This is a genomic window from Halomonas sp. 72 (assembly GCF_052379785.1).
Taxonomy (GTDB): Bacteria; Pseudomonadota; Gammaproteobacteria; order Pseudomonadales; family Halomonadaceae; genus Vreelandella; species Vreelandella citrativorans.
The window spans coordinates 1-20241 of record NZ_JBQSYY010000031.1; the positions used below are offsets into that span (position 1 = coordinate 1).

Annotated in this window: 21 protein-coding genes and 3 tRNA genes; 11 read left to right on the forward strand and 13 right to left on the reverse strand. The window is 51.9% G+C overall.

The features are described 5' to 3' along the window. Positions 1-410 precede the first annotated feature (410 nt). Positions 411-2051 carry a reverse transcriptase domain-containing protein gene (locus ACT3T6_RS17100; protein ID WP_193054333.1) on the reverse strand — a complete coding sequence of 547 codons (1641 nt, stop codon included), beginning with the start codon at positions 2049-2051 and terminating at the stop codon, positions 411-413. 343 nt (positions 2052-2394) lie between these two features. Then, positions 2395-3258 carry a hypothetical protein gene (locus tag ACT3T6_RS17105; protein ID WP_193054334.1) on the reverse strand — a complete coding sequence of 288 codons (864 nt, stop codon included), beginning with the start codon at positions 3256-3258 and terminating at the stop codon, positions 2395-2397. 83 nt (positions 3259-3341) lie between these two features. On the opposite strand from ACT3T6_RS17105, the gene ACT3T6_RS17110 reads away from it, so the two are divergent. The 4 genes from ACT3T6_RS17110 to ACT3T6_RS17125 all read left to right on the forward strand — a co-directional run bounded on the left by ACT3T6_RS17110 (position 3342) and on the right by ACT3T6_RS17125 (position 5269). Next, the gene (locus tag ACT3T6_RS17110; protein WP_193054335.1) at positions 3342-3725 is read left to right on the forward strand and encodes a DUF4376 domain-containing protein; all 384 of its coding nucleotides are present in this window, start codon (positions 3342-3344) and stop codon (positions 3723-3725) included. 34 nt (positions 3726-3759) lie between these two features. Then, a complete protein-coding gene (locus ACT3T6_RS17115; RefSeq protein ID WP_193054336.1) occupies positions 3760-4182 on the forward strand; it encodes a DUF2513 domain-containing protein in 423 nt (140 codons plus the stop codon). Between the two features lie 147 nt (positions 4183-4329). After that, the gene (locus ACT3T6_RS17120) at positions 4330-4527 is read left to right on the forward strand and encodes a Com family DNA-binding transcriptional regulator (protein ID WP_193054337.1); all 198 of its coding nucleotides are present in this window, start codon (positions 4330-4332) and stop codon (positions 4525-4527) included. After that, on the forward strand, positions 4478-5269 hold the full coding sequence (locus ACT3T6_RS17125; RefSeq protein WP_193054338.1) for a DNA adenine methylase: 792 nt from the start codon (positions 4478-4480) through the stop codon (positions 5267-5269). The genes ACT3T6_RS17120 and ACT3T6_RS17125 overlap by 50 nt, the downstream gene beginning before the upstream one ends. A gap of 521 nt (positions 5270-5790) precedes the next feature. Here ACT3T6_RS17125 and ACT3T6_RS17130 read toward each other — a convergent pair. The 7 genes from ACT3T6_RS17130 to ACT3T6_RS17160 all read right to left on the reverse strand — a co-directional run bounded on the left by ACT3T6_RS17130 (position 5791) and on the right by ACT3T6_RS17160 (position 10590). Next, positions 5791-5866, reverse strand: a tRNA-Thr gene (locus tag ACT3T6_RS17130). Positions 5867-5938: 72 nt separating this feature from the next. Further along, positions 5939-6013 (reverse strand) — tRNA-Gln (locus tag ACT3T6_RS17135). A gap of 5 nt (positions 6014-6018) precedes the next feature. Next, a tRNA-Phe gene (locus ACT3T6_RS17140) sits at positions 6019-6094 on the reverse strand. A gap of 156 nt (positions 6095-6250) precedes the next feature. Beyond that, a complete protein-coding gene (locus tag ACT3T6_RS17145) occupies positions 6251-6526 on the reverse strand; it encodes an oxidative damage protection protein (RefSeq protein ID WP_193054339.1) in 276 nt (91 codons plus the stop codon). A 35-nt stretch (positions 6527-6561) separates the two neighbouring features. Further along, entirely contained in the window at positions 6562-7656 is a 1095-nt protein-coding gene (mutY, locus tag ACT3T6_RS17150) for an A/G-specific adenine glycosylase (protein WP_193054340.1), read from the reverse strand. Positions 7657-7768: 112 nt separating this feature from the next. Continuing rightward, positions 7769-10108, reverse strand: coding sequence for an AsmA family protein (locus ACT3T6_RS17155; protein ID WP_193054341.1), 2340 nt, complete (start codon positions 10106-10108; stop codon positions 7769-7771). Beyond that, positions 10108-10590 (reverse strand): acetyl-CoA sensor PanZ family protein, encoded by a 483-nt coding sequence (locus tag ACT3T6_RS17160; protein WP_193054342.1) that lies wholly within the window; start codon positions 10588-10590, stop codon positions 10108-10110. The genes ACT3T6_RS17155 and ACT3T6_RS17160 overlap by 1 nt, the downstream gene beginning before the upstream one ends. 204 nt (positions 10591-10794) lie before the next feature. On the opposite strand from ACT3T6_RS17160, the gene hisB reads away from it, so the two are divergent. The 5 genes from hisB (at position 10795) to ACT3T6_RS17185 (ending at position 14186) form a co-directional block, all read left to right on the forward strand. Continuing rightward, on the forward strand, positions 10795-11388 hold the full coding sequence (gene hisB, locus ACT3T6_RS17165; protein WP_193054343.1) for an imidazoleglycerol-phosphate dehydratase HisB: 594 nt from the start codon (positions 10795-10797) through the stop codon (positions 11386-11388). 88 nt (positions 11389-11476) lie between these two features. Beyond that, positions 11477-12118 (forward strand): imidazole glycerol phosphate synthase subunit HisH, encoded by a 642-nt coding sequence (gene hisH / locus ACT3T6_RS17170; protein ID WP_193054344.1) that lies wholly within the window; start codon positions 11477-11479, stop codon positions 12116-12118. An 11-nt stretch (positions 12119-12129) separates the two neighbouring features. Beyond that, positions 12130-12876, forward strand: coding sequence for a 1-(5-phosphoribosyl)-5-[(5-phosphoribosylamino)methylideneamino]imidazole-4-carboxamide isomerase (hisA, locus tag ACT3T6_RS17175; protein WP_087108555.1), 747 nt, complete (start codon positions 12130-12132; stop codon positions 12874-12876). Then, positions 12873-13646, forward strand: coding sequence for an imidazole glycerol phosphate synthase subunit HisF (hisF, locus tag ACT3T6_RS17180; protein WP_193054345.1), 774 nt, complete (start codon positions 12873-12875; stop codon positions 13644-13646). The genes hisA and hisF overlap by 4 nt, the downstream gene beginning before the upstream one ends. A gap of 36 nt (positions 13647-13682) precedes the next feature. Next, a complete protein-coding gene (locus ACT3T6_RS17185; RefSeq protein ID WP_193054346.1) occupies positions 13683-14186 on the forward strand; it encodes a hypothetical protein in 504 nt (167 codons plus the stop codon). A gap of 12 nt (positions 14187-14198) precedes the next feature. On the opposite strand, the gene ACT3T6_RS17190 is transcribed toward ACT3T6_RS17185, so the two are convergent. Continuing rightward, a complete protein-coding gene (locus tag ACT3T6_RS17190; RefSeq protein ID WP_193054347.1) occupies positions 14199-14801 on the reverse strand; it encodes a YjaG family protein in 603 nt (200 codons plus the stop codon). Positions 14802-14914: 113 nt separating this feature from the next. On the opposite strand from ACT3T6_RS17190, the gene ACT3T6_RS17195 reads away from it, so the two are divergent. Then, on the forward strand, positions 14915-15607 hold the full coding sequence (locus ACT3T6_RS17195) for a type 1 glutamine amidotransferase (protein WP_193054348.1): 693 nt from the start codon (positions 14915-14917) through the stop codon (positions 15605-15607). Positions 15608-15728: 121 nt separating this feature from the next. On the opposite strand, the gene selD is transcribed toward ACT3T6_RS17195, so the two are convergent. The 3 genes from selD to ACT3T6_RS17210 all read right to left on the reverse strand — a co-directional run bounded on the left by selD (position 15729) and on the right by ACT3T6_RS17210 (position 18770). Next, entirely contained in the window at positions 15729-16766 is a 1038-nt protein-coding gene (selD, locus tag ACT3T6_RS17200) for a selenide, water dikinase SelD (protein ID WP_172118884.1), read from the reverse strand. 79 nt (positions 16767-16845) lie between these two features. Continuing rightward, entirely contained in the window at positions 16846-18219 is a 1374-nt protein-coding gene (gene radA / locus ACT3T6_RS17205; RefSeq protein ID WP_172118885.1) for a DNA repair protein RadA, read from the reverse strand. A gap of 98 nt (positions 18220-18317) precedes the next feature. Next, positions 18318-18770 carry a copper resistance protein NlpE N-terminal domain-containing protein gene (locus ACT3T6_RS17210; protein ID WP_172118886.1) on the reverse strand — a complete coding sequence of 151 codons (453 nt, stop codon included), beginning with the start codon at positions 18768-18770 and terminating at the stop codon, positions 18318-18320. 164 nt (positions 18771-18934) lie between these two features. Here ACT3T6_RS17210 and hisC point away from each other — a divergent pair, with 164 nt between their 5' ends. Further along, positions 18935-19996: a histidinol-phosphate transaminase gene (gene hisC / locus ACT3T6_RS17215; RefSeq protein WP_193054349.1), complete on the forward strand. Its 1062-nt coding sequence runs from the start codon at positions 18935-18937 to the stop codon at positions 19994-19996. Positions 19997-20241 lie beyond the last annotated feature (245 nt).

A 20241-nucleotide genomic window follows, 5' to 3' on the forward strand; every position in this document is an offset into this window, starting at 1 on the left:
CAAGTCATCCTGAGGCACCACCCTCAGGAATAGCGCCTGTTAAGGCGCTGCGCGCCATGCCTGGCGCACCACAAAAAAGCCGTCCTTTCGGACGGCTTAATCTAATTCTCTAATGTGTTGCTTTTAACCATCTTCTGATGGTGCCGACACCAGGAGTCGAACCCGGAGCCATATAGCGAAAAAAAGCATCATAATTCAATAACTTATTCAAAACCCATCAAACATTCGTTCTAAAATTGGTTCACCCTAATGGCTCAGTGGGTTTCAAATACTTTAGGCTATCTTGTCTGCGAAATCTAGAAGCGGGCAGACATTTAAGAACACCACATCACCTCGACTCGCCTACAAGCAAGATGAGAAAGCGCTCAGCAAATATACGGCTCGTGATAGCTATTTCTAAGGTTTACTTTTTAAAACTGCAAAAAATGATGGGCGCTAATAAAAGCATTTCTACCAGTAAGAGCAGACTCCTGCGTCTCAAAATCAACTGATGTCGTGCGACCACTCACGATCATGCCTATTACCTGATGAAAATCATTTATTACAGGCCCACCACTATAACCTGCTCCTATTTCAGCATCTACCTCATAATTATCAACTGTTGAAATATTTACATGTGATGTAATAGACGTGTTGATAACGCTTACAGTAGTGTGGCCAGACATATAATCTGGAAAACCTACCAGAGAAACTTGATAACCAGGAAACATCTCTTCCTTATGATATATGTCTAAGCTTTGAAATATTTCATTAGGTTCATTAACAAACTCTAACTCAGCTATATCACGATGTTTACATCGCTTCGCTACTTTCATTAAATATTTAACGCCACGTTCGTGTATCCTCGAAATGTAACAATACTCGGCATCATCAGCTTTATTAAAAGTATGCGAGCAGGTTAAAACTTGTTGACCTTTAACCATAAAAGCGGTGCCTTGGATAAACTCAGCTTCGTCAGTAACGTTCGGAGCTCCTTCGAAATCTAGAATCCAAACGCATTTTTGAAGTTCTCTCTGCTTTGCCATGTCCCTGTATTTTTGGTCGGTATCAACAAGCTTAGAAGTTCTCGTAGACAGCTTTTGCTTCAAAGGAAGTCTATTAAATTTTTTGGCAAGCATTTGATATACTCTAGAGTTCACACCCTTAATCATACCTATAAAATTAATTCTACCGGCCACTACGTTTTCAAGTCTTTTTGGCTCTTTTTCTGGAAACTTTTGCCAAAATACCACATTCGCAGTATCAATATCACCAGATAGGGCATGAATCATAGCCTTCGTTGTTCTTACATATCGTCGATCAACATTTATTTTTTTATTAACTTTCAGCCCTGTCACCACTTGACGAGACCGAGAAACTTCGCCCCGAGTTTTTTGTTTATTTAAATAAAAACCGCTTTTCTCTACAAGCTTAATTAATTCACTAGATGGTTGAAAAACACCATTTACAGAAAAACATACACCTTCAAAGTTATTATTTCTAAACGAGAAAGTTATATCATCAGCATAGCGCGTATAAAAAGCATGATTCTTTTTCGCAAGCAAAGATAAACGACGATCAAGCTGTCGACTTATCATATTTGATAATACTGGTGATGTAGGAGCACCTTGAGGGATAGAACCATTCAAACAGCAGATTGTAGCAATAAGTTGAGAGGTGTCTGGGCGTAGGTTATATGGGGGAGCAGAAAGCAACCCTCTTACTCGACCGAAATTTATATGGCCATAAAAATCAGCAAGGTCAATATTGAACACTAATGCTTTACCTACATGGGGGCTAGCATTATAAATAATACCCCGATCCTTAATGAATGCTGTAGCAGCAGGATGAGGACTATATAACTCTTCAAGTAATGACTTCAACTTATCCTGAAGGTATATCAATCTCTTATCTGGGGCTGCAATAGTGCGCACACCGCCAGACTTCTTTGCAATCTTAAAAGTAGTATACAAATTGTTAGGTCTAACTTTATAAACAGTAAGACACAAGTTAGGATAAGTAGTTCCTAGCAAAGCGGCTAGCCGCCTAGGTGTTGTATTGCTGTCTAACATCAAGGCCACCTTCGGGGTTTCACTTTACGCCATTCGAGATGCACTCCTAATACTGAGAGTAACATTTTAAGTTTACAGTGAGTAGCGCTGCGATTAAGCTACTAACATCGTTGTCAATCAGCGGCATTTGTCTCCGCCAAGATTAACCCCCGTTAGGTGGCGTTCATAAACTAGCATCACAAAATAAAAAATTCAAGCTGTAATGCATATAAAATCAACGGTTACAAGAATGATGTTTAAATATCGCAGTCGCGTCTCTTAATCCTCTTCCTTTCCTATAGACAGGATTTTTAAAACGCACCAAGCGTTGTTTGCGTTATGTATAAAGCTGAATTTTATTTTTCTAGGACTTTCTTTTCATGAAGTCCTCACGAGCATTTTTATGCAAAGTATTGGCAGCCTGAATTAAACCACGCTGAACATAAGCTCGTCCCTGTCCACCTGATTTACCGACCAAGAAGTTAGCCCCTCCTTGGTGCAGCTCCTTGCTTAGATAGTCTGCCCACCCTATATCGATAGGCATCATACGGTAGTAACGATTAAGCCTCTGATCATAAAGCTGATAAAGAGAGCAGGGTTCTTCCGGCTCACCTTCGTCATCAGGAATACCAGCCGCTCGTGCGGCCTCCCGTGCCTCATCCATTTCACGGTCGATGTCGCCCTGGGTTGGATCCGGCTCATATTGGCGATATTCGTGTCTAAACATGATTGATGCATTGTTGCTAGCAGCATCCAGCCTTAGCGCTTGTCTAATTGTTACCTGATCATCTGGGTGATAGGCCATGCAGATATGAGCGTGCAAAGTCTCATCTTTGGAGTCTTCGAGGGTGAGAAAAAATCGTGGTTGGCGGTGAAGATAGGACAACCGGCCAGCGATGGCATCGCCGTAGGCTGTCGCTGGCCCCTTTTTCTGGCTCGTCAATGCTAAGCTTCGGAGAAAGGGTAGATTGACCGTTATCGCTGCCAACTTCCAGCCGTCGGCTCGGTTGCTATTTTGATACTGCATTAATGCCTTCATGCAGTATGTCAGCTTCCAAGAAAAATAGTGTTCATGCGGCTTTCCGTTAGCCCGCTTTCTTGTGAGGGAGGGAATCTTACTGCTTGCCTCTCTCTTCTTCAGATGTGGAATAGGTGGATGGTTATCTATATATACTGGCCGGTCGTCATTACCCGTTGCGCTAAAGTTACGTTTTGGTCTTGCTGCCATGCTGCCACCTGGTGATGTCTTGGTGCATCCTAGCACCTCTAATTAGGTGGCCAAATTCACTATGTCACTACAGAAATTTCTGAATGAGCTGGCTAAATGATGCAGAAGTAAAGACCGCCGATGATTTAAGCCGTGAGGATAAAGATAAACTAATCTCGCGTATCGAGTCACAGCGCAAAGAGCAAGAAGCATTTGGCGTGGTGATTAACGGCATCCGCTACAGTGGCGACCCCTGCAACCGTGCCGCTTTGCTGGAAGTAGTGCAGTTCGCCCGAGAGGCACAACAAACAACGTTTGCAGCTTGGAAGGATAGTGATGGCCAGTTTCATGCAAACCACCCGTTGTCAGAAGTAGAGCAAGCCCTACATGCTATTGCCCAGCGACGCGGCGCCCTGATCGCACTTGAGGGTGAATATCAGGCACAGGTGGTACGAGGGGAGATTGGGGATATAAATAGCCTAAACTGAGAGATGTAATTTTGAATCAATAGGAGTATTAGCAATGCTTAAACCAGAGCTTGTAAGGGAAATTCTCCAAAAGATTGGAGATGGTGAGTATGTTGGCACCCCTCTAGGTGATTTGCACAAACAGATTTTAAATAATGACATCAGCGGTGCTGACGAAAACGAATATCAAAAATTCGTTTATCACATGGATGAGCTTTACGATGCAGGCTTATTTAAGACTCGTAATCTCGGTGCTCAAAACCGTTGGGGGCAGTCGAAAAGCGTAAGCAATACTCGAAGCTACACCAATGTACCACTTCTTTTAACACCGCTAGGGGCTGAGGTGTTAAAAGAACTCAACAAACCGAAAGGGCTGGAGCGACTCATCCAAGGCATACGATCAGCTGGCTCTGTAACAGGTCAAGAAGCGCTGAAGTATGGGGTTAAAGAGCTTTTTAGAAGTGCAATAGGCAGTTAATTTAGTGATAAGAGGAGTGGCCACCCAAGGTGCGGTAACACCGGAGGTGGCCACCAACAAGCAGAACACACCTGCAAGTCGGCCAGGACTCCCCTACCTCGCGCGAGGTACTGGAAGTCTAAGCCAAACGTTAGAAGGCTTGATGTGGTGTTAATCGAAATCCGTTGTAAGCAGTGCAATCGCAAGCTGGCCAATGTCAGCGACTATCAGTTCATCGAAATAAAGTGCCCGCGTTGCAAACACTTAAATCAACAGAGAGCCACGAGCTCCAAACCACTAAAGGAGAAGATGCCTCGTGGCTACCCCAATCATTCCCTGGATGGGCGGCAAGCGCCGTCTGGCTGACCGTATCTTTCCACTGATGCCGCCGCACCAGTGCTACGTAGAGCCCTTCGCAGGAGGGGCCGCGTTGTTCTTCCTGCGCCCCTCACCCGCCGAAGTTGAAGTGCTCAACGATGTGAACGGCGATCTGGTCAATCTATACCGTGTGGTACAGAACCATCTTGAAGAGTTCGTCAGGCAGTTCAAATGGGCGCTCTCCAGCCGACAGGTGTTTGAGTGGCTGAAGATGACACGGCCTGAAACGCTCACTGATATACAGCGTGCCGCCCGCTTCTATTACCTACAGCAGAACGCCTTCGGTGCCCGCATTGAAAGCCAAACCTTTGGCACCGCAACCACTACACCACCAGGCTTAAATCTGCTGCGCTTGGAGGAGTCACTTTCGGCAACCCACCTGCGCTTGGTCAGCACCTTTATTGAACATCTAAGCTGGCAAGACTGCATTGAGCGCTATGACCGCCCGCACACCCTCTTTTATATGGACCCACACTACTGGCAAACAGAAGGATATGGGGTACCCTTTGGCATAGAACAGTACGAACAACTGGCGAGCATGCTGGCAAAGCTCAAAGGCAAAGCCATCATCAGCCTCAACGACCACCCAGACATCCGCCGGATCTTCGCGGGCTATCACATCGAAACCACCGACATCCGCTACACCGTCGGCGGCGGCAAAGGCTCAGACGCCAAAGAGGTGCTGATCTTCAGCTGGGATGTGGACGCCGAACCGGCGGGGCTGTTTTGAGAAAATTTATGTGCGAACTACCTAATAGAAATGCTGTGCCAGGAGATTGGATCGTCTGCTTTGATAGCGTGGAAAACCGCTTAACGCGTATTCGTTTCAGTGATCCGAAAGATTCAGAGGCTTGCAAGGTTGCATGTTTTTGCCTTTTGAAGCAAAGCGTCGAACAAGTCCAGGAACTTAATAAAAAGCCCCCTAATCAGCTTACTTTTGACCTTGTGTATGAAGTCGCGCAGCGCATTCTAAATAGCAGAGAGTGCAATAGGATGAAATTGACAGACCCTAGCTGGTGATTGGTGCCAAACGCGCCGCGAAGCGGGTACTATTCTTCCAATGAATTTGGTGCCAAATATGCCGCTAGGATATGCCAAATATGCCGCGCGGTTACACGAATAAATGCTTCACTGTTATGCCTGCCTTTATCGTTACTTCTTTATGTTTGTTTTTATAGCGCGCACAAAAAAGCCGTCCTTTCGGACGGCTTAATCTGATTCTCTAATGTGTTGCTTTTAACCATCTTTTGATGGTGCCGACACCAGGAGTCGAACCCGGGACCTACTGATTACAAGTCAGTTGCTCTACCAACTGAGCTATGTCGGCGCTTCACATTTTCTTGAGAAAATGATTGCTTCGCTGTTAGGCTTTACAATCAACAAGAAATCTTGTTGGCAATGGCTGGGGTACCAGGATTCGAACCTGGGAATGCCGCTACCAAAAAGCGGTGCCTTACCACTTGGCGATACCCCAACGTTTGGTGGCCAGAGACGGAATCGAACCGCCGACACGGGGATTTTCAATCCCCTGCTCTACCAACTGAGCTATCTGGCCGCTGCCAACGGTGCGTATTAAACTAAAAACTCAGCTTTTCGTCAACACCTTTGTGAAACTTTCTTTTCTAACCGTCGCTTAGGATAACTCTACGACTAACGGCGCAGGGCTGAAACGCCCGTAATTCGTGGGGTTTCCACCTGCTTGAGCCGTTGATTAAGCCTGCGTAGGCGGCACATAGCCCTCGGCCTGGTCGGTGGTTTCGTTATTCAGGAAGCGTTGCATTTGATCCATCAGGTAGGCGCGCGCTTCCGGGTCGAGCATATTCAGGTGCTTTTCGTTGATTAAACGGGTCTGCAGCGCCTGCCACTCTTCCCACGCCTGCTTGGATACAGAAGCCTGGATCTCCTGGCCCTGCTTGCCGGGTAGCGGTGGAAACGGAAGAGCTGGCAGCTCTTTTTGATACTTACGACAAAAAACCGTATTACTCATTGATAACTCCTTGGTGGATAGCGGCGCCCAAGGCCTTATACACGCCCGGGCGTTAAGTTAAGGACAAAAGGTGTCAGTTGACCCAGCAGCGCTTTGACAGGCGCCGCTAAGCCAAGCGCCCGGGGGTGGTTAACATCAAACCACACTCCGTGCTCTCTTACTTCACTCAGCCTATCGCAGGAAACCGGCTGAGGGGTAATCTCAAGACGAAAATGGCTAAAGGTATGCTGGAAGCCTGGCATGGCCGTCTCACGTTTAGGCGATACGACGTGCTGTTCAAGCCAGTCGTTCAGTTCACTGTGCGTGTCGAATTGCGGCAAGCTCCATAGCCCACCCCACAAACCGCTAGGCGGGCGCTGCTCCAACCAGACGCGCCCTTGGAAGTCTCGTAGCAGGAGCATAATCGTACAGCGAGTGGGCAACGCTTTTTTGGGTTTGGATTCAGGATAGCGCTGTGGCTCACCCTGAGCGTACCCCAGACATACATCGTTAAACGGGCAGCACGTGCAATCAGGCTTGCTGCGCTTACATAAGGTGGCGCCAAAATCCATCATCGCCTGCGTGAAATCCGCCAGGCGGGTGGACGGTGTGTAGTAGTCGGCAAGCGCCCAAAGCTCACGTTCGACAGCGGGCTTACCTGGCCAGCCAGGAATAGCGTGTAATCGCGTTAGCGAGCGCTTTACGTTGCCATCTAAAATGGCCGCTCGGTTGCCGGTGCTCTGGGCGATAATCGCGCCTGCCGTTGATCGCCCAATGCCAGGCAAAGCTACTAGTGCATCGACACTTTCAGTGGGCAGTTCGCCGTTGTGCTCTTCCAGCGCCAGCTGAGCGGCCTTATGCAGGTTGCGCGCCCGGGCGTAATAACCAAGCCCGGTCCATAAGTGCAACACCTCATCCTGAGGAGCGAGAGCGAGCGACTCAAGCGTTGGGAAGCGAGCCATAAAGCGCTCGAAGTAAGGGATCACTGTCGCCACTTGGGTCTGCTGAAGCATAATTTCCGAAACCCACACTCGGTAAGCGCTACGGGGCGACTGCCAAGGCAAGTCGTGCCGACCATGCTGGTCAAACCAGGCCAACAGACGGCGATAAAACTCGCTTGCTTCAAGCCTTGGGGTTGGCATATCAGCCATTGGGACTCCTTCGCTAGCGTGTTCGTAACGTATTTGGCTGAATGAGCCAATCAGCGTATACCAATAAAAAAGCGCCGGCATTTAGCCGGCGCAGACTGACTTACAGGGATGCTCAGTTGAAGAGGCGGCGAATACCTTCGCGAAGGTTTTGGCCGGCACCTTCACCCAAGCGCTCATCCAACTGATCCAATGAACCGCCTACGCGCTCCTCAAGCTCCGTAGTCACACGGTTTCCAGCTTCGTTACGCAACAGGTTAACCACGGCGGTCTGAAAAGCCTCTCGATCAATGCGGCACCATTCGCTGGTTGCATCGCCAATGTGGCCTTCACAGCGAACGGGCAGTGGCAACTGCTCCAGGCGAGGATTCACTTCACAGGCAGCATCGGCGGTATTCGCTAACCGTGCATCTGCTCGCGTATCAAAGTTCAGGCTGTTGAAATTCAGCTCGCCCTTTCCGTTAACTTCGATCCCCGGCAGGGTGATGTTCAGGTTGTCACTGCTCATGACGCCATTACGTATCTGGAACGTCGCATCAAAACGCTCGAAGCGCGTATCGTTATGCCAGTCGCGGACGGTTCCTTCGCCTTCTACCTGGGCTGCCAGCTCACACATCTGCTGAGAAATATTAATATCTAAAATCGCACCTTCATTAAGACGCCCGTTCAGTTGTCCATTTAGATTACTGACCAACGCTTCACGGGTATTGCCACGGGACGTTAGCTCGCCATCCAGATGCAAGCGTCCTCTCAGTGGAGAAGGCTCGTCCTCATCACTGAGTGCTTCAATCAGCGATGCCATTTGCACATTATTGATGGTCGGGGCCAGCCCCCACTCCATTACCCGCTCGCGGGCATCCAGTTGGCCTGAAGCGCTAAGCTCTCCGCCATAAAATCGTGCGTCAAAGGCGGTTAGTTGCTGAAGACCTTCCTCACCTTGTAGCTGCAAGCGCGTGTCATTAAAGGTAAGACCTCCCAGCAGAAGTGTATCGACACGTAGATCACCCTCCATTGACAATTCACTGAGCCATGCTTGCGGCAGCAACGTCTCTGCACTCTGGGCAAACGCCCTGCGCAATAAGCCTAAACTTGCCTGCTGAGACGTTGCGGGACCTGGAAGATAATGATCAACATTCAGGTTATCGCCTTCCAAATCAAACGTTAACTGCGACCCATCCAGTGCGGCGGCAACTTGCCCTGTAAAGGTGCTGTCATCGACAACCAGCGATAGCCTGGGTAGCGATACGTGCTGCTCATCCCCTTCAATGGGACTGGTCATGGCGATATCGCTAAGCGCTGCCTCGCTGGTGGTATTCAATTCAACGCCTGCACGAGTCAACCACGGACGCAGCGTAAAAGGCGCGGCGGTAATCTGGCCACGGTATTGAGGCGCATCAAACATCTGCTCGACATTCAGGTGGCCACTCACGCGCAGCCCATCAGGCCCGGTCAGTTGTAGCTCTTTTAGCTGTGCGGTTTGCGCCTGCCAGTCACTTTCCAAACCAAAGGCTAGCGCCAGCGCTAGACTGCCCTGCCATTTTTCAGAGTCCTGCAGGCCGGCTTCTAATACACCTTCGGTGATACTTAACTGTTTCTCTTCCATCCGCGCAACGATTTCAGCCGCCCTTAAGCCAAGCCGCTGAGGTTCACTGTCCGGGTGCAGGCGTGTGTTGGTACTTAAACGGGTATTTTCCAGTACCACGCTGTCTTCTGCGAGCTTAAGGCGCATGCGTGTATCAAGGTCAATATCACTGGTTAAATCCGGCGTGCGCTCCAGCACTTCGGCATCCAAACGATTATGTTTGGTCAGCGTAAACATGGCTTTTAAAGGGAAAGGGCTTACCGGATTGACGTTGCTGCCGGAAACATTCAGCGACTGCAGGCGCCACAGCGCTTGGCTTTGCGCATCACGAAAACGAATATCGGCGTCTTTTACTTCAACACTGGCGATGTTCAATACAACGGAAAGATTACCTGCATCGGCATTCGGCCCTGCACTTGCTGGCGCCAGCACGGTTTGCGCTTTTTCATCGCTACCTTCAGCCAAGCGCTCGACCAGCGGCTTCCAGTTGCCTTCGCCTGCCTCGTTCCGCTCAAGGTTTAGGCGCATGCCGTCCAGCGTTAAGCCGTCAACTGCAATTTCACCGCGCAATAATGGCGCAAAAGCGACGCTGACCTCGGCGCGCTGTATAGAAGCAAACGACGTCTCTTCTTCCGATTGCTCAGGCAGCCAGGCACGCGCTTGCTCAACGCTTACCCCAATGCGTGGATAGAAAGACCATGTAATTGGCCCATCAAGCGCCAAGTGCAGCCCCGTATGCTCTTCCACAACGGACGTCAGGCGTGGCTTGAAATCTTCGGGGTCAAGAAAGGTGGTCACATAAACCACCGCCGCCACCCCTACAATGGCGAGAATGCCGACAGCAGCCAGCAAAATACGTAATAACTGTTTCATTACCCTTTCCCTTGTGGGTCTAACTCAACAAAATTGCTGGTAAGAGGTTGATCCGGTGTGGGCCTTTCAGCACTGGTGCTGGGACGATAGCCAAGCTTGGAGAGCAACACCTGGTCGGCCAACGGTAGCGATGAGATGTCAATGCGCAGTTTACGCCCCTCTTGCTTGGCCTGTTCACCCAGCAACGCCATTAGCCGCGAGCCAACGCCGCGGCGGCGTGTGGTTTTGCGTACACATAGCTCTGAAAGCCACCATGCTCGGTCTTGCCCTTCTTGAATAGCCGCCGCCCCCAACAAACGATCATTAAAGTGCGCACAAGCAAAAAAGTGCTTCGCTTTTAAATGTTGCTCTATAAAAGGCAGGACCGCTTGAGCAGGCACTCGCTCTTTCGGTGCATCCTCATAAATGCGTATCAAATCGAGACGCACTTGCTCATCGTTCTCCCAACAGGCTTGGTCGACGCGCTCCAGTGTCACCGGCATGATGAACTCCTCTTCGCCAAAGCAGCAAAACTGCTATTTTTAATGCCTAAAAGGGCGGCTACATTGCGCGCATTGTAGCGGATGGGGGCGCCGATTCTCTATAATGATCGCTTTGCCGCAGATATATGTCCTAATAACAGAGCGATGAAACAGTGCGACCCATCGCCTTCCCTTCAGAATGCGCTAGAGCGCAGGAGATGCAACATGGCAGCGCGTATTGCCACGGTTAGCCGTGATACCAATGAAACCCAGATCACCGTCAGCGTCAATCTGGATGGCGAAGGCCTCCTTCGCTGCGAGACGGGCGTTCCCTTTCTGGATCATATGCTTGATCAGGTTGCACGCCACGGGATGATAGACCTTGATATCCTCGCCAAAGGCGATTTGCATATTGATGAACACCATACCGTTGAAGATCTGGGCATTACTCTGGGCCAGGCATTTAATGAAGCGATTGGCGACAAGCGCGGCATTTATCGCTATGGCCATGCGTATGTGCCGCTGGATGAAGCACTCTCCCGCGTGGTGATCGACTTCTCTGGTCGGCCCGGCCTTTATATGGATGTCGAGTTTACGCGCGCAACCATAGGCCGTCTTGACACCCAGCTGTTCTGGGAGTTTTTTCAAGGGTTCGTTAATCATGCGCGCGTCACGTTGCATATTGACAACATTAAAGGCTTTAACGCTCACCACCAGGCCGAAACAATTTTTAAAGCCTTTGGACGCGCTCTACGCATGGCGGTGGCAGAAGATCCACGCATGGTGGGGCAGATGCCTTCCACCAAAGGGAGCCTGTAATGGCGGGCTGTCGTACATATATCAGTACATATATCAGTACAGTAAACAGCTCAGGTAACCGTTCGTTCACTCGATCAAGGAGCGCTTCATGACTATTGCGGTAATCGACTACGGGATGGGTAATCTACATTCTGTCGCGAAGGCGCTTGAACATGTAACGCACGAGAACGTCATTATCACCCGTGATCCGCGGCGCATTTTAGGCGCCACCCGCCTGGTACTGCCAGGCCAGGGTGCTATTCGCGACTGTGTGAGTGAGCTTGAACGCACGGAGCTGCGTGGCTTGGTTGATGATGTGCTAACGCGTCAGGCGAAACCGTTGCTGGGCATTTGCGTGGGCCAGCAAATGTTAATGGAGCGAAGCGAAGAGAACGGCGGCGTCGACTGTCTGGGCTTCTTCAAGGGCAGCGTGGATCGCTTTCCGACCACGATGCGCGACGCGCACGAACAGCGTTTAAAAGTGCCACATATGGGCTGGAACCTGGTGGAACAAAGCCATGACCATCCGCTATGGGCAGGCATTGATAACAACGAGCACTTCTACTTTGTGCACAGTTATTACGTGAATGCTGCCGACGATGCCCAGGTTTTTGGCACCACGCATTATGGCGATGTCAGTGCCCACGTGGCGATTGGCCGCGATGCCACCTTTGCCGTACAGTTCCACCCAGAAAAAAGCTCCCGAGCAGGCCTACGCTTACTCGAAAACTTTGTCACCTGGACACCCTAAGAGGTTTAGTTATGTTGGTAATTCCTGCGATTGATCTCAAAGACGGCCAGTGTGTGCGGTTGAAACAGGGGCGTATGGATGATGCAACCTCTTACGGCGATGACCCGGTCGCTATGGCCGCGCGCTGGGTAGAAGCTGGCGCGCGACGCCTTCATCTGGTCGATTTGAACGGTGCGTTTGAAGGTAAGCCGGTCAATGGCGACGCCGTGACAGCCATCGCACGTGCCTACCCCAACCTGCCCATTCAAATTGGCGGCGGCATCCGTACTGCTGAAACCATTGAGCACTACCTGAATGCAGGCGTATCCTACGTGATTATCGGCACCAAGGCGGTTAAAGAGCCCGCGTTTGTGGGTGAAATGTGCCGCGCTTTTCCTGGTCGCGTGATTGTTGGCTTGGACGCTAAAGATGGCTTCGTGGCCACCGACGGCTGGGCAGAAGTTTCAAGCGTTAAAGCCGTCGACCTGGCGAAGCGGTTTGCTGATGACGGCGTCTCCAGCATCGTCTATACCGACATTGCCCGTGACGGCATGATGCAAGGCGTTAACGTTGAAGCAACGGCTCAGTTGGCTCGCGAAGGCGGCTTGCCGGTCATCGCCTCTGGGGGCGTGACCAACCTGGATGACATCAAAGCGCTGTGCGATGTCGCCGATAGCGGTATTTTAGGCGCCATTACCGGTCGTGCCATTTACGAAGGCAGTCTGGATGTGGCTGAAGCACAACGTCTTAGCGACCAGCTAACAGGAGGCGGTGCGTGAGCTTATCCAAGCGTATAATCCCCTGCCTGGACGTTGATGCTGGGCGAGTGGTGAAAGGCGTCAACTTTGTCGGCATTCGTGACGCAGGCGACCCGGTCGAGATTGCCCAGCGCTATAATCAGCAGGGCGCCGATGAAATTACCTTTCTGGATATTACCGCTAGCCACGAAGGCCGCGACACTACTGTCGAAATGGTCGAACGCATCGCAGGGGAAGTGTTTATTCCGCTGACGGTGGGTGGCGGTATTCGCAGCTGTGACGATATTCGTACAATGCTGAATGCAGGCGCGGATAAAGTGTCGATCAACACCGCCGCCGTTACGAATCCTGAATTTGTTCGCGAAGCTGCGGAACGCTTTGGCAGCCAGTGCATCGTGGTGGCGATTGATGCCAAGCGCGTCTCCAGTGAAGGCGAGCCGCCGCGCTGGGAGATTTTCACACATGGCGGCCGCCGCCCAACCGGGCTTGATGCGGTGGAGTGGGCCAAAAAAATGGTCGAGTTTGGCGCGGGCGAGCTGCTGCTCACTAGCATGGACCGTGATGGCACCAAAATCGGCTTTGACCTTGGCGTGACCCACGCGATTTCAGAAGCCGTGAGCGTGCCAGTGATTGCATCTGGCGGCGTGGGCAATCTGGATCACCTGGTGGACGGCGTATTGGAAGGTGGTGCGGATGCTGTGCTGGCCGCCAGTATTTTCCACTTTGGAGAGCATACGATCCCTGAAGCAAAGCGCTATATGGCAGAGCGCGGTATCGAGATGCGTCTGTAACATTTTTGTTGCCCAGTCCCTTTTTAGGAGTATCACATGCCCCGTTGTTCCCCATGGTTGGGAGGGCTAACTGGTTTATGGCTGAGCGCATCTGCCTCAGCCTTCACCTTACCGGACTGGCCTCCGACGCTTGAGCTGGACCATACGCTGGTGCAAACCAGCCTGTTAACCCGCCACTTTGATCCACAGCCAGATCATAACAATCAGCAGAATTTGATCGGCATTGAGTTACATAACCCGGAGCGTTGGTTGGCAGGTACGGCGTGGTTTAAAAACTCGTATAATCAGCCCACCTGGTACGTTTATGCCGGGCGTGAATTCCCCCTTTGGCATTTCAAAGAGATTAACGTCAGGGCCAAACTCACCGGTGGGCTCCTGCATGGCTATAAAGGTGAGTATCGGGACAAAATCCCTCTCAACCACCTTGAAACCGCACCCGCCCTGCTGCCCAGCATTGGTATGCAGTGGGGGCGGCTTGAGTCTGACCTCATCATTTTCGGCACCGCTGGCATGATGGTAACCGCAGGCCTGCGCTTTTAGGCAGGCCAAGCCTCATTCATCATCTTCCTCAAGGCTAAGGCCCAGATTACTAATACCGTCGTTACGCCCTAGTGTGCGTATTTCCTTAAGCGCGGCTTTGTTTAGCGGTTCACTGACCGCTTCCAAAACCGCGTCCTGAAAATCATTTTCGTCGGCCATTAACGGATGGTCCCGAATCAGTAAAGCAAGCTTTTGGGCATCCTCTTCGCCTTCAGTAAGTTCGATAAAGGCACGTACCCCGGCACGTGACGTACGGCTCACATCCAGCACGGCTTCGGGAGAGTCGCCTTGCAGTGTGTCCAACAACGCCGACAGGGAAACCACCGCGTCCAACGCACGACGCGCACCAAAACTTTCATCGTCAGCAGGCGGCTCGCACTCCGCCAATTTTTCCGCCTGACGCGCAAAATCAATGCTCGCGTTGGGCACGCTTAAGCGCTCCCAAACCAGGCTAATTACGGTACGCAGCGTGTGAATATCCCCTTGGCCAGTGGTCTGCTCGTACAGGGCATAATTAGGCAGCAGGCGCTCACATAATGCAGCCATAAACGCTTGCTGAGCCGGTAGCGGAAGCAGTTGCAACTGCTGATAAAATCCTGGGGGCTTGGACGCCATACTGATTTCCTAACGCGTGATATTGGTGAAATGGGGGCAATACGTTATGGTCGAACTCGCGCTGTCATTAACACTGACAGCCTTTACTGTGTACGGCCGGCGAGGAGATTACCATGCATATTCATTTGCTTCAGCACGGCGCTGATCATGCTCCCGCCCGCTTAACGGACTGGTTAAGCAGTATGGGACATAGTTACACCATTTTTCATCTTTATGCCGGCGAGTTAACGCCTCGTCCGGCAGAAAGCGATGCGTTAATCGTGCTGGATGGCCCTGAAACGTTTATAGATCAGCCGCCAGCCTGGTTTAAAGCCGAAAACAAATTGATTAACCGTTATCTGGATGGTCAAAAGCCCCTGATGGGCATTGGCCTGGGGGCCCTGTGGATCGCTCAGGCACTTGAGGCAATCATCGCTCCAGGTACGTATCCCGAAAGAGGTTGGCATACCGTATCGCTGGCCCCAGAAAGCCCGTTTGACTTACCCGAGCAGTTTGACGCTTTTATGTGGCATCGTTATGTATTTAGCTTGCCCGATAATGCACTGCCGTTGGGCGGCAGTACGGCGGCACCGCTGCAAGGCTTTAGCTGGGACAGTGGCCGCGTCATCGGTTTGCTTTGCCTCTTTGAGGTAACGCTTGCCAATGTGAAAAAGCGCCTTGAGCATGCCGAGCCCACTACGCCTACCTCTTCCGCGGCAGACCGCTTTCGCCAGGAAAGTAGTCAGATCCTTGAAGACGCAACGCGCTTTCATCGGCTGGCACCGCTGCTTGATCGCGTCATGACTCAATGGCTTAGAGTGAGCTAACCACGCCGAAAGATAGCCGCTAGGCGCTCCACTGCTTAGCGGCTTCCCAACAGCTGTCCCAATCCCCCACGTGAAGTTCTGGCACCGCTGTCGCGCGCTGTTTCAAGCGCTCTCTCAAGCACTATCCCACCACCTCGATCAGCGCCTCGCTCTCACGGGCTTTCATGACGCCAAACGGCTGAAGCGATAAGCCGAACTCGCGGCCAATGCGTTCAACATCATCTTGCCAAGCGGGGTCGACACTTAGCAGTAAACCGCCTGACGTTTGCGGGTCGCATAGCCACTGCCAGTGAGCTTCATCCATATCAGGCAAGCTTTTACCTAAGGCATCGCGGTTGCGCCGTGTGCCGCCGGGAACGGCCCCTTGACGACGATAGGTTTCTGCCTGAGCCAGCCGAGGTAGGCGGCGAAAATCTATCTGGGCCATGACGTTGCTTGCGCTGCATATTTCCGACAAATGCCCCGCTAAGCCAAACCCGGTAACGTCGGTCATGGCATTAAGGCCTTTTACATCAGCCAGCTTGACGCCGATACGGTTGGATTTAAGCATGGTTTCTCGAGCCAACCCGTGATGCCCTGCTTCCAGCAGGCCTTGCTTCTCTGCGGTGGTCAGCAGCCCAACGCCTAACGGCTTGGTCAAAAACAGCAGATCACCCGGCTTAGCGCGGCTATTGAGCTTTAGCTTGTCTAGATCGACCAGCCCATTTACCGCTAAGCCAAAAATGGGTTCAGGTGCATCAATCGAGTGGCCACCCGCCAAGGCGACACCCAGCTCACGGCAAATGCCCTGGGCGCCGGCAATGACATCACCGGCAATCTCCGGGCTCAACTTGTCTAATGGCCAGCCGAGAATACTCAGCGCCATGACCGGCGTACCGCCCATGGCGTAAATATCACTGATGGCGTTCGTGGCAGCAATTCGCCCAAAATCAAACGGGTCATCGACAATCGGCATAAAGAAGTCCGTAGTGGCAATCATGCCTCGCCCATCGCCCAAGTCGTAGACAGCGGCATCTTCGCGCCCTTGATTGCCCACAATGAGCTGCTTATGCCCGGCTAACGGCCCCGCTTTGGCGAGAATACTGTCCAGTACATCCGGAGCTATTTTACAGCCACAGCCTGCGCCATGACTGTATTGGGTTAGGCGAATTGAACTCATTGTGTCTCTCCTTGGCACTGCATGTTTTTAGAACAGTTGTTATAACAGCCTTAATAACAATTCTTATAGCGTAGCCTACTTAAAGCGCCTCTAGCGCGTCGCTAAGCTTATCGACGGCAATGACTTCCATCCCCTTGGGTGACTGCTTGGGTGCATTCGCACGAGGCACAATCGCACGTAAAAAACCGTGTTTGGCGGCCTCGGCAATACGCTCCTGCCCACTGGGTACCGGGCGTATTTCACCAGAAAGCCCCACTTCGCCAAACACTACCAGCTCCTTGGGTAACGCGCGGTTTTGTAGACTGGAGACGACCGCGAGCAGTACGGCCAGGTCCGCACTGGTCTCCAATACTTTTACCCCGCCCACCACGTTCAGGAAAACATCCTGGTCGCCGGTAAAAAGGCCGCCATGACGGTTAAGCACGGCCAGCAGCATGGCTAAACGGTTTTGGTCTACCCCAACGGCCACACGGCGTGGGTTCCCCAAGGCGGATTCATCAACCAGCGCCTGTACTTCGACAAGAATAGGGCGAGTGCCTTCCCACACCACCATGACAAGGCTGCCCGGCGCCTGCTCTTCTTGGCGCGAGAGAAAAATGGCACTGGGGTTTTTAACCTCTTTTAAGCCTTGCTCCAGCATGGCGAAGACGCCCAGCTCATTCACCGCACCAAAGCGGTTTTTCTGACCGCGCAGGGTTCTAAAGCGGGAATCGGCGCCACCTTCCAGCAAAAGCGACGCATCGATCATATGTTCCAGTACCTTGGGGCCTGCCAGTGTGCCATCTTTGGTGACATGGCCCACCAGTAACAGCACCGTATTGGTTTGCTTGGCAAAGCGGGTAAGCGCAGCGGCGGACTCACGTACCTGGGCCACCCCGCCCGGCGCCGAGCTAATATCCTCCAGATGCATGGTTTGGATAGAGTCGATCACCAATATTTCAGGCTTCTCACGCTCAGCCACGGCCAGGATAGTCTCAACGCTGGTTTCCGCAAGCATTTTCAAGCCGTTGGTAGGCAGCTGCAGGCGATGGGCGCGCATGGCGACCTGAGACAATGACTCTTCACCGGTGACATACAAAATGCGCCGCTGCTGGGCCAGCTTACAGGCCGTTTGCAGCAGTAGCGTGGACTTGCCCGCACCAGGGTTGCCCCCAAGCAGTACCGCAGAACCCGGCACCAAGCCACCGCCCAACACACGGTCAAACTCATTAAAGGTGGAGCTTAGCCGCGGCACTTCACTTAGGTCGACGTTGCTTAAATCAACCACATCCCGGGAGAGGTCACCCGCATAACCTCCCCGACCTGACCCACTGCTTCCGCTTCCGGGCCGCGCACTGGCCAAGCGAATCTCGCTCAGCGTATTCCACTCGTTACAACTGGAGCACTGGCCCTGCCACTTGCGATACTCCGCGCCGCACTCGGTACATACAAAGGCACTTTTGGCTTTAGCCACCGCGCTGATACTCCCGTTGATGTTAACTCTTTGTCACTATTACCAGACTATAAAATACAAAAGGCGGCCAATGGCCGCCTTAGGATGTTACTGCTTACTTACTGACGCTGTAGCTGCAACATTTCGCCATTTTCAAAGCGACGACGCTCTGGATCAATTAGCTCCAGCGTACGTTCATCAATACGCTGAAAGTAGTAAATTTGGCCGTCGCCACTGGGCGTCAACTCGTACACAGAGGCATCGGGATCAGACGGCGTGCCGCTCAACACTTCCCAGTTACCTGCGTAGTTTTCAGGCGGAGGCGTTTGAGGGTGATTGCGATACGTCGCATCCAGAGTGAAAGTACGCTCATCAGGTGTGCTTGTTTCTTCGCCCACCATGGTAACGTCCAGATCAATACCATCACAGTTACGGCAAGGCAGTGTGCCTTGGTAGCGCTGTTGTGACGCGCTAACGCCTGCGTCACTTTCCTGGGCCGAAGGGCCGCCGGTCGCACAGCCTGCCAACAATGCCAACATAGCCGAACCGGCTAGCAAACTCCTGAATTGCATGGGGTGTCTCCTTATCGTGTTGGTCATACATTTCTTTCGCGCGATTATGACAGCATAACCGTTACAAGGTGCAACGCACACCCCTGATTGCTAGGGGAATGCTTGCGCTTAAGCGAGCATCAAGCGACCATGGCCTATTATGCAAGGATAATCAGGTTACCCACATGAGCCAATACTGGAGTCCCGCTGTTAAAGCGCTAACCCCTTATATACCTGGGGAGCAGCCGCGTGAGCGTATTATCAAGCTCAACACTAACGAAAACCCTTACCCGCCAGCGCCGGGCGTCGGCCAAGCACTGCGTGACTACGCGACCGACCATTTGCGTCTCTATCCCGACCCAACGTCTGCCGCACTGCGTTCAAAACTTGCTGAAACGTATGGCGTTGAAAGCCAGCAGGTATTTGTGGGCAATGGTTCAGATGAGGTGCTATCGTTGGCTTTTCAAGCCTTCTTCTGTCACAGCACACCGCTTGATGCCCCGTCGATTACCTATAGTTTTTATCCGGTATACGCCAACCTGTATAACGTTGAGCTACGCACTCATCCACTCAATGAGCAGTGGAAAGTTGATCTGGAAGCGCTGGGAACCGCGTCGGCGCGTAGCGGAGTGATTTTTGCCAATCCGAATGCGCCTACCGGGCATGCGCATTCGCTTGAGGATATTGAAACACTACTCAAGCGAGTAACGGATCGCGTTGTATTAGTTGATGAAGCGTATGTCGACTTTGGCGCCGAAAGCGCGATTGCATTGATTGATCGCTATCCGAATTTACTGGTGACGGGCACGTTCTCCAAATCGCGCAGCCTGGCCGGCTTACGCTTGGGCTACGCCATTGGCTCAGTGGAGTTGATTGATGGCCTGCTCCGCGTTAAGGACTCGTTTAACTCCTACCCGGTAGATAGCCTGGCAAGCCTTGTAGGTATTGCTGCACTTGACGATAAAGCGCACTTTGACGCAAGCCGGGAGCGCGTTATTACAACCCGTGAACGCACCCGTCAGCGTCTTGAAGCATTAGGATTTGAGGTATTGCCCTCCAAGGCTAATTTTGTGCTTGCCCAACATCCTGAGCATACAGGCGCTCAACTGTTTGCGGACCTTCGCGAGCGCGGCATTCTCGTACGTCACTTCAATACCCCTGAACTTAATAACTTCCTGCGCATTACCATCGGCACTGACGATGAGATGAATAGCCTGATAGAGGCGCTGGAAGCGATCTGCGGCTAGTTCGCTCGCCATACAAAGTTAAAAGCCCTGTAGCGCGAGGCGCGGCAGGGCATTTTTGTAGGCATAGTTTTGTAAGCATAAGCTTCAGCCACCGCTTTTCATATTCCACGCATAAAAAAATCCCCCGAGGCCTGAGCCCCGGGGGATTTTTCACAATAAGTGCCTGACGATGACCGGGGCGGCCATCCGCCGGCCGGCGCTCCGGGACTCTCGCATGGGGAGACCCTTTTCTTTCTTCCACGCAT

Excerpts from the sequence above, each read along its gene's own strand:
- ACT3T6_RS17190 (WP_193054347.1), bottom strand. The coding sequence starts at position 14,801 with ATGGCGTCCAAGCCCCCAGGATTTTATCAGCAGTTGCAACTGCTTCCG.
- hisB (WP_193054343.1), top strand. The coding sequence starts at position 10,795 with ATGGCAGCGCGTATTGCCACGGTTAGCCGTGATACCAATGAAACCCAG.
- ACT3T6_RS17100 (WP_193054333.1), bottom strand. The coding sequence starts at position 2,051 with ATGTTAGACAGCAATACAACACCTAGGCGGCTAGCCGCTTTGCTAGGA.
- ACT3T6_RS17155 (WP_193054341.1), bottom strand. The coding sequence starts at position 10,108 with ATGAAACAGTTATTACGTATTTTGCTGGCTGCTGTCGGCATTCTCGCC.
- hisC (WP_193054349.1), top strand. The coding sequence starts at position 18,935 with ATGAGCCAATACTGGAGTCCCGCTGTTAAAGCGCTAACCCCTTATATA.
- ACT3T6_RS17110 (WP_193054335.1), top strand. The coding sequence starts at position 3,342 with ATGAGCTGGCTAAATGATGCAGAAGTAAAGACCGCCGATGATTTAAGC.
- selD (WP_172118884.1), bottom strand. The coding sequence starts at position 16,766 with ATGAGTTCAATTCGCCTAACCCAATACAGTCATGGCGCAGGCTGTGGC.
- ACT3T6_RS17210 (WP_172118886.1), bottom strand. The coding sequence starts at position 18,770 with ATGCAATTCAGGAGTTTGCTAGCCGGTTCGGCTATGTTGGCATTGTTG.
- hisA (WP_087108555.1), top strand. The coding sequence starts at position 12,130 with ATGTTGGTAATTCCTGCGATTGATCTCAAAGACGGCCAGTGTGTGCGG.
- ACT3T6_RS17145 (WP_193054339.1), bottom strand. The coding sequence starts at position 6,526 with ATGAGTAATACGGTTTTTTGTCGTAAGTATCAAAAAGAGCTGCCAGCT.
- ACT3T6_RS17105 (WP_193054334.1), bottom strand. The coding sequence starts at position 3,258 with ATGGCAGCAAGACCAAAACGTAACTTTAGCGCAACGGGTAATGACGAC.
- hisH (WP_193054344.1), top strand. The coding sequence starts at position 11,477 with ATGACTATTGCGGTAATCGACTACGGGATGGGTAATCTACATTCTGTC.
- ACT3T6_RS17195 (WP_193054348.1), top strand. The coding sequence starts at position 14,915 with ATGCATATTCATTTGCTTCAGCACGGCGCTGATCATGCTCCCGCCCGC.
- mutY (WP_193054340.1), bottom strand. The coding sequence starts at position 7,656 with ATGGCTGATATGCCAACCCCAAGGCTTGAAGCAAGCGAGTTTTATCGC.
- ACT3T6_RS17160 (WP_193054342.1), bottom strand. The coding sequence starts at position 10,590 with ATGCCGGTGACACTGGAGCGCGTCGACCAAGCCTGTTGGGAGAACGAT.
- ACT3T6_RS17185 (WP_193054346.1), top strand. The coding sequence starts at position 13,683 with ATGCCCCGTTGTTCCCCATGGTTGGGAGGGCTAACTGGTTTATGGCTG.
- ACT3T6_RS17115 (WP_193054336.1), top strand. The coding sequence starts at position 3,760 with ATGCTTAAACCAGAGCTTGTAAGGGAAATTCTCCAAAAGATTGGAGAT.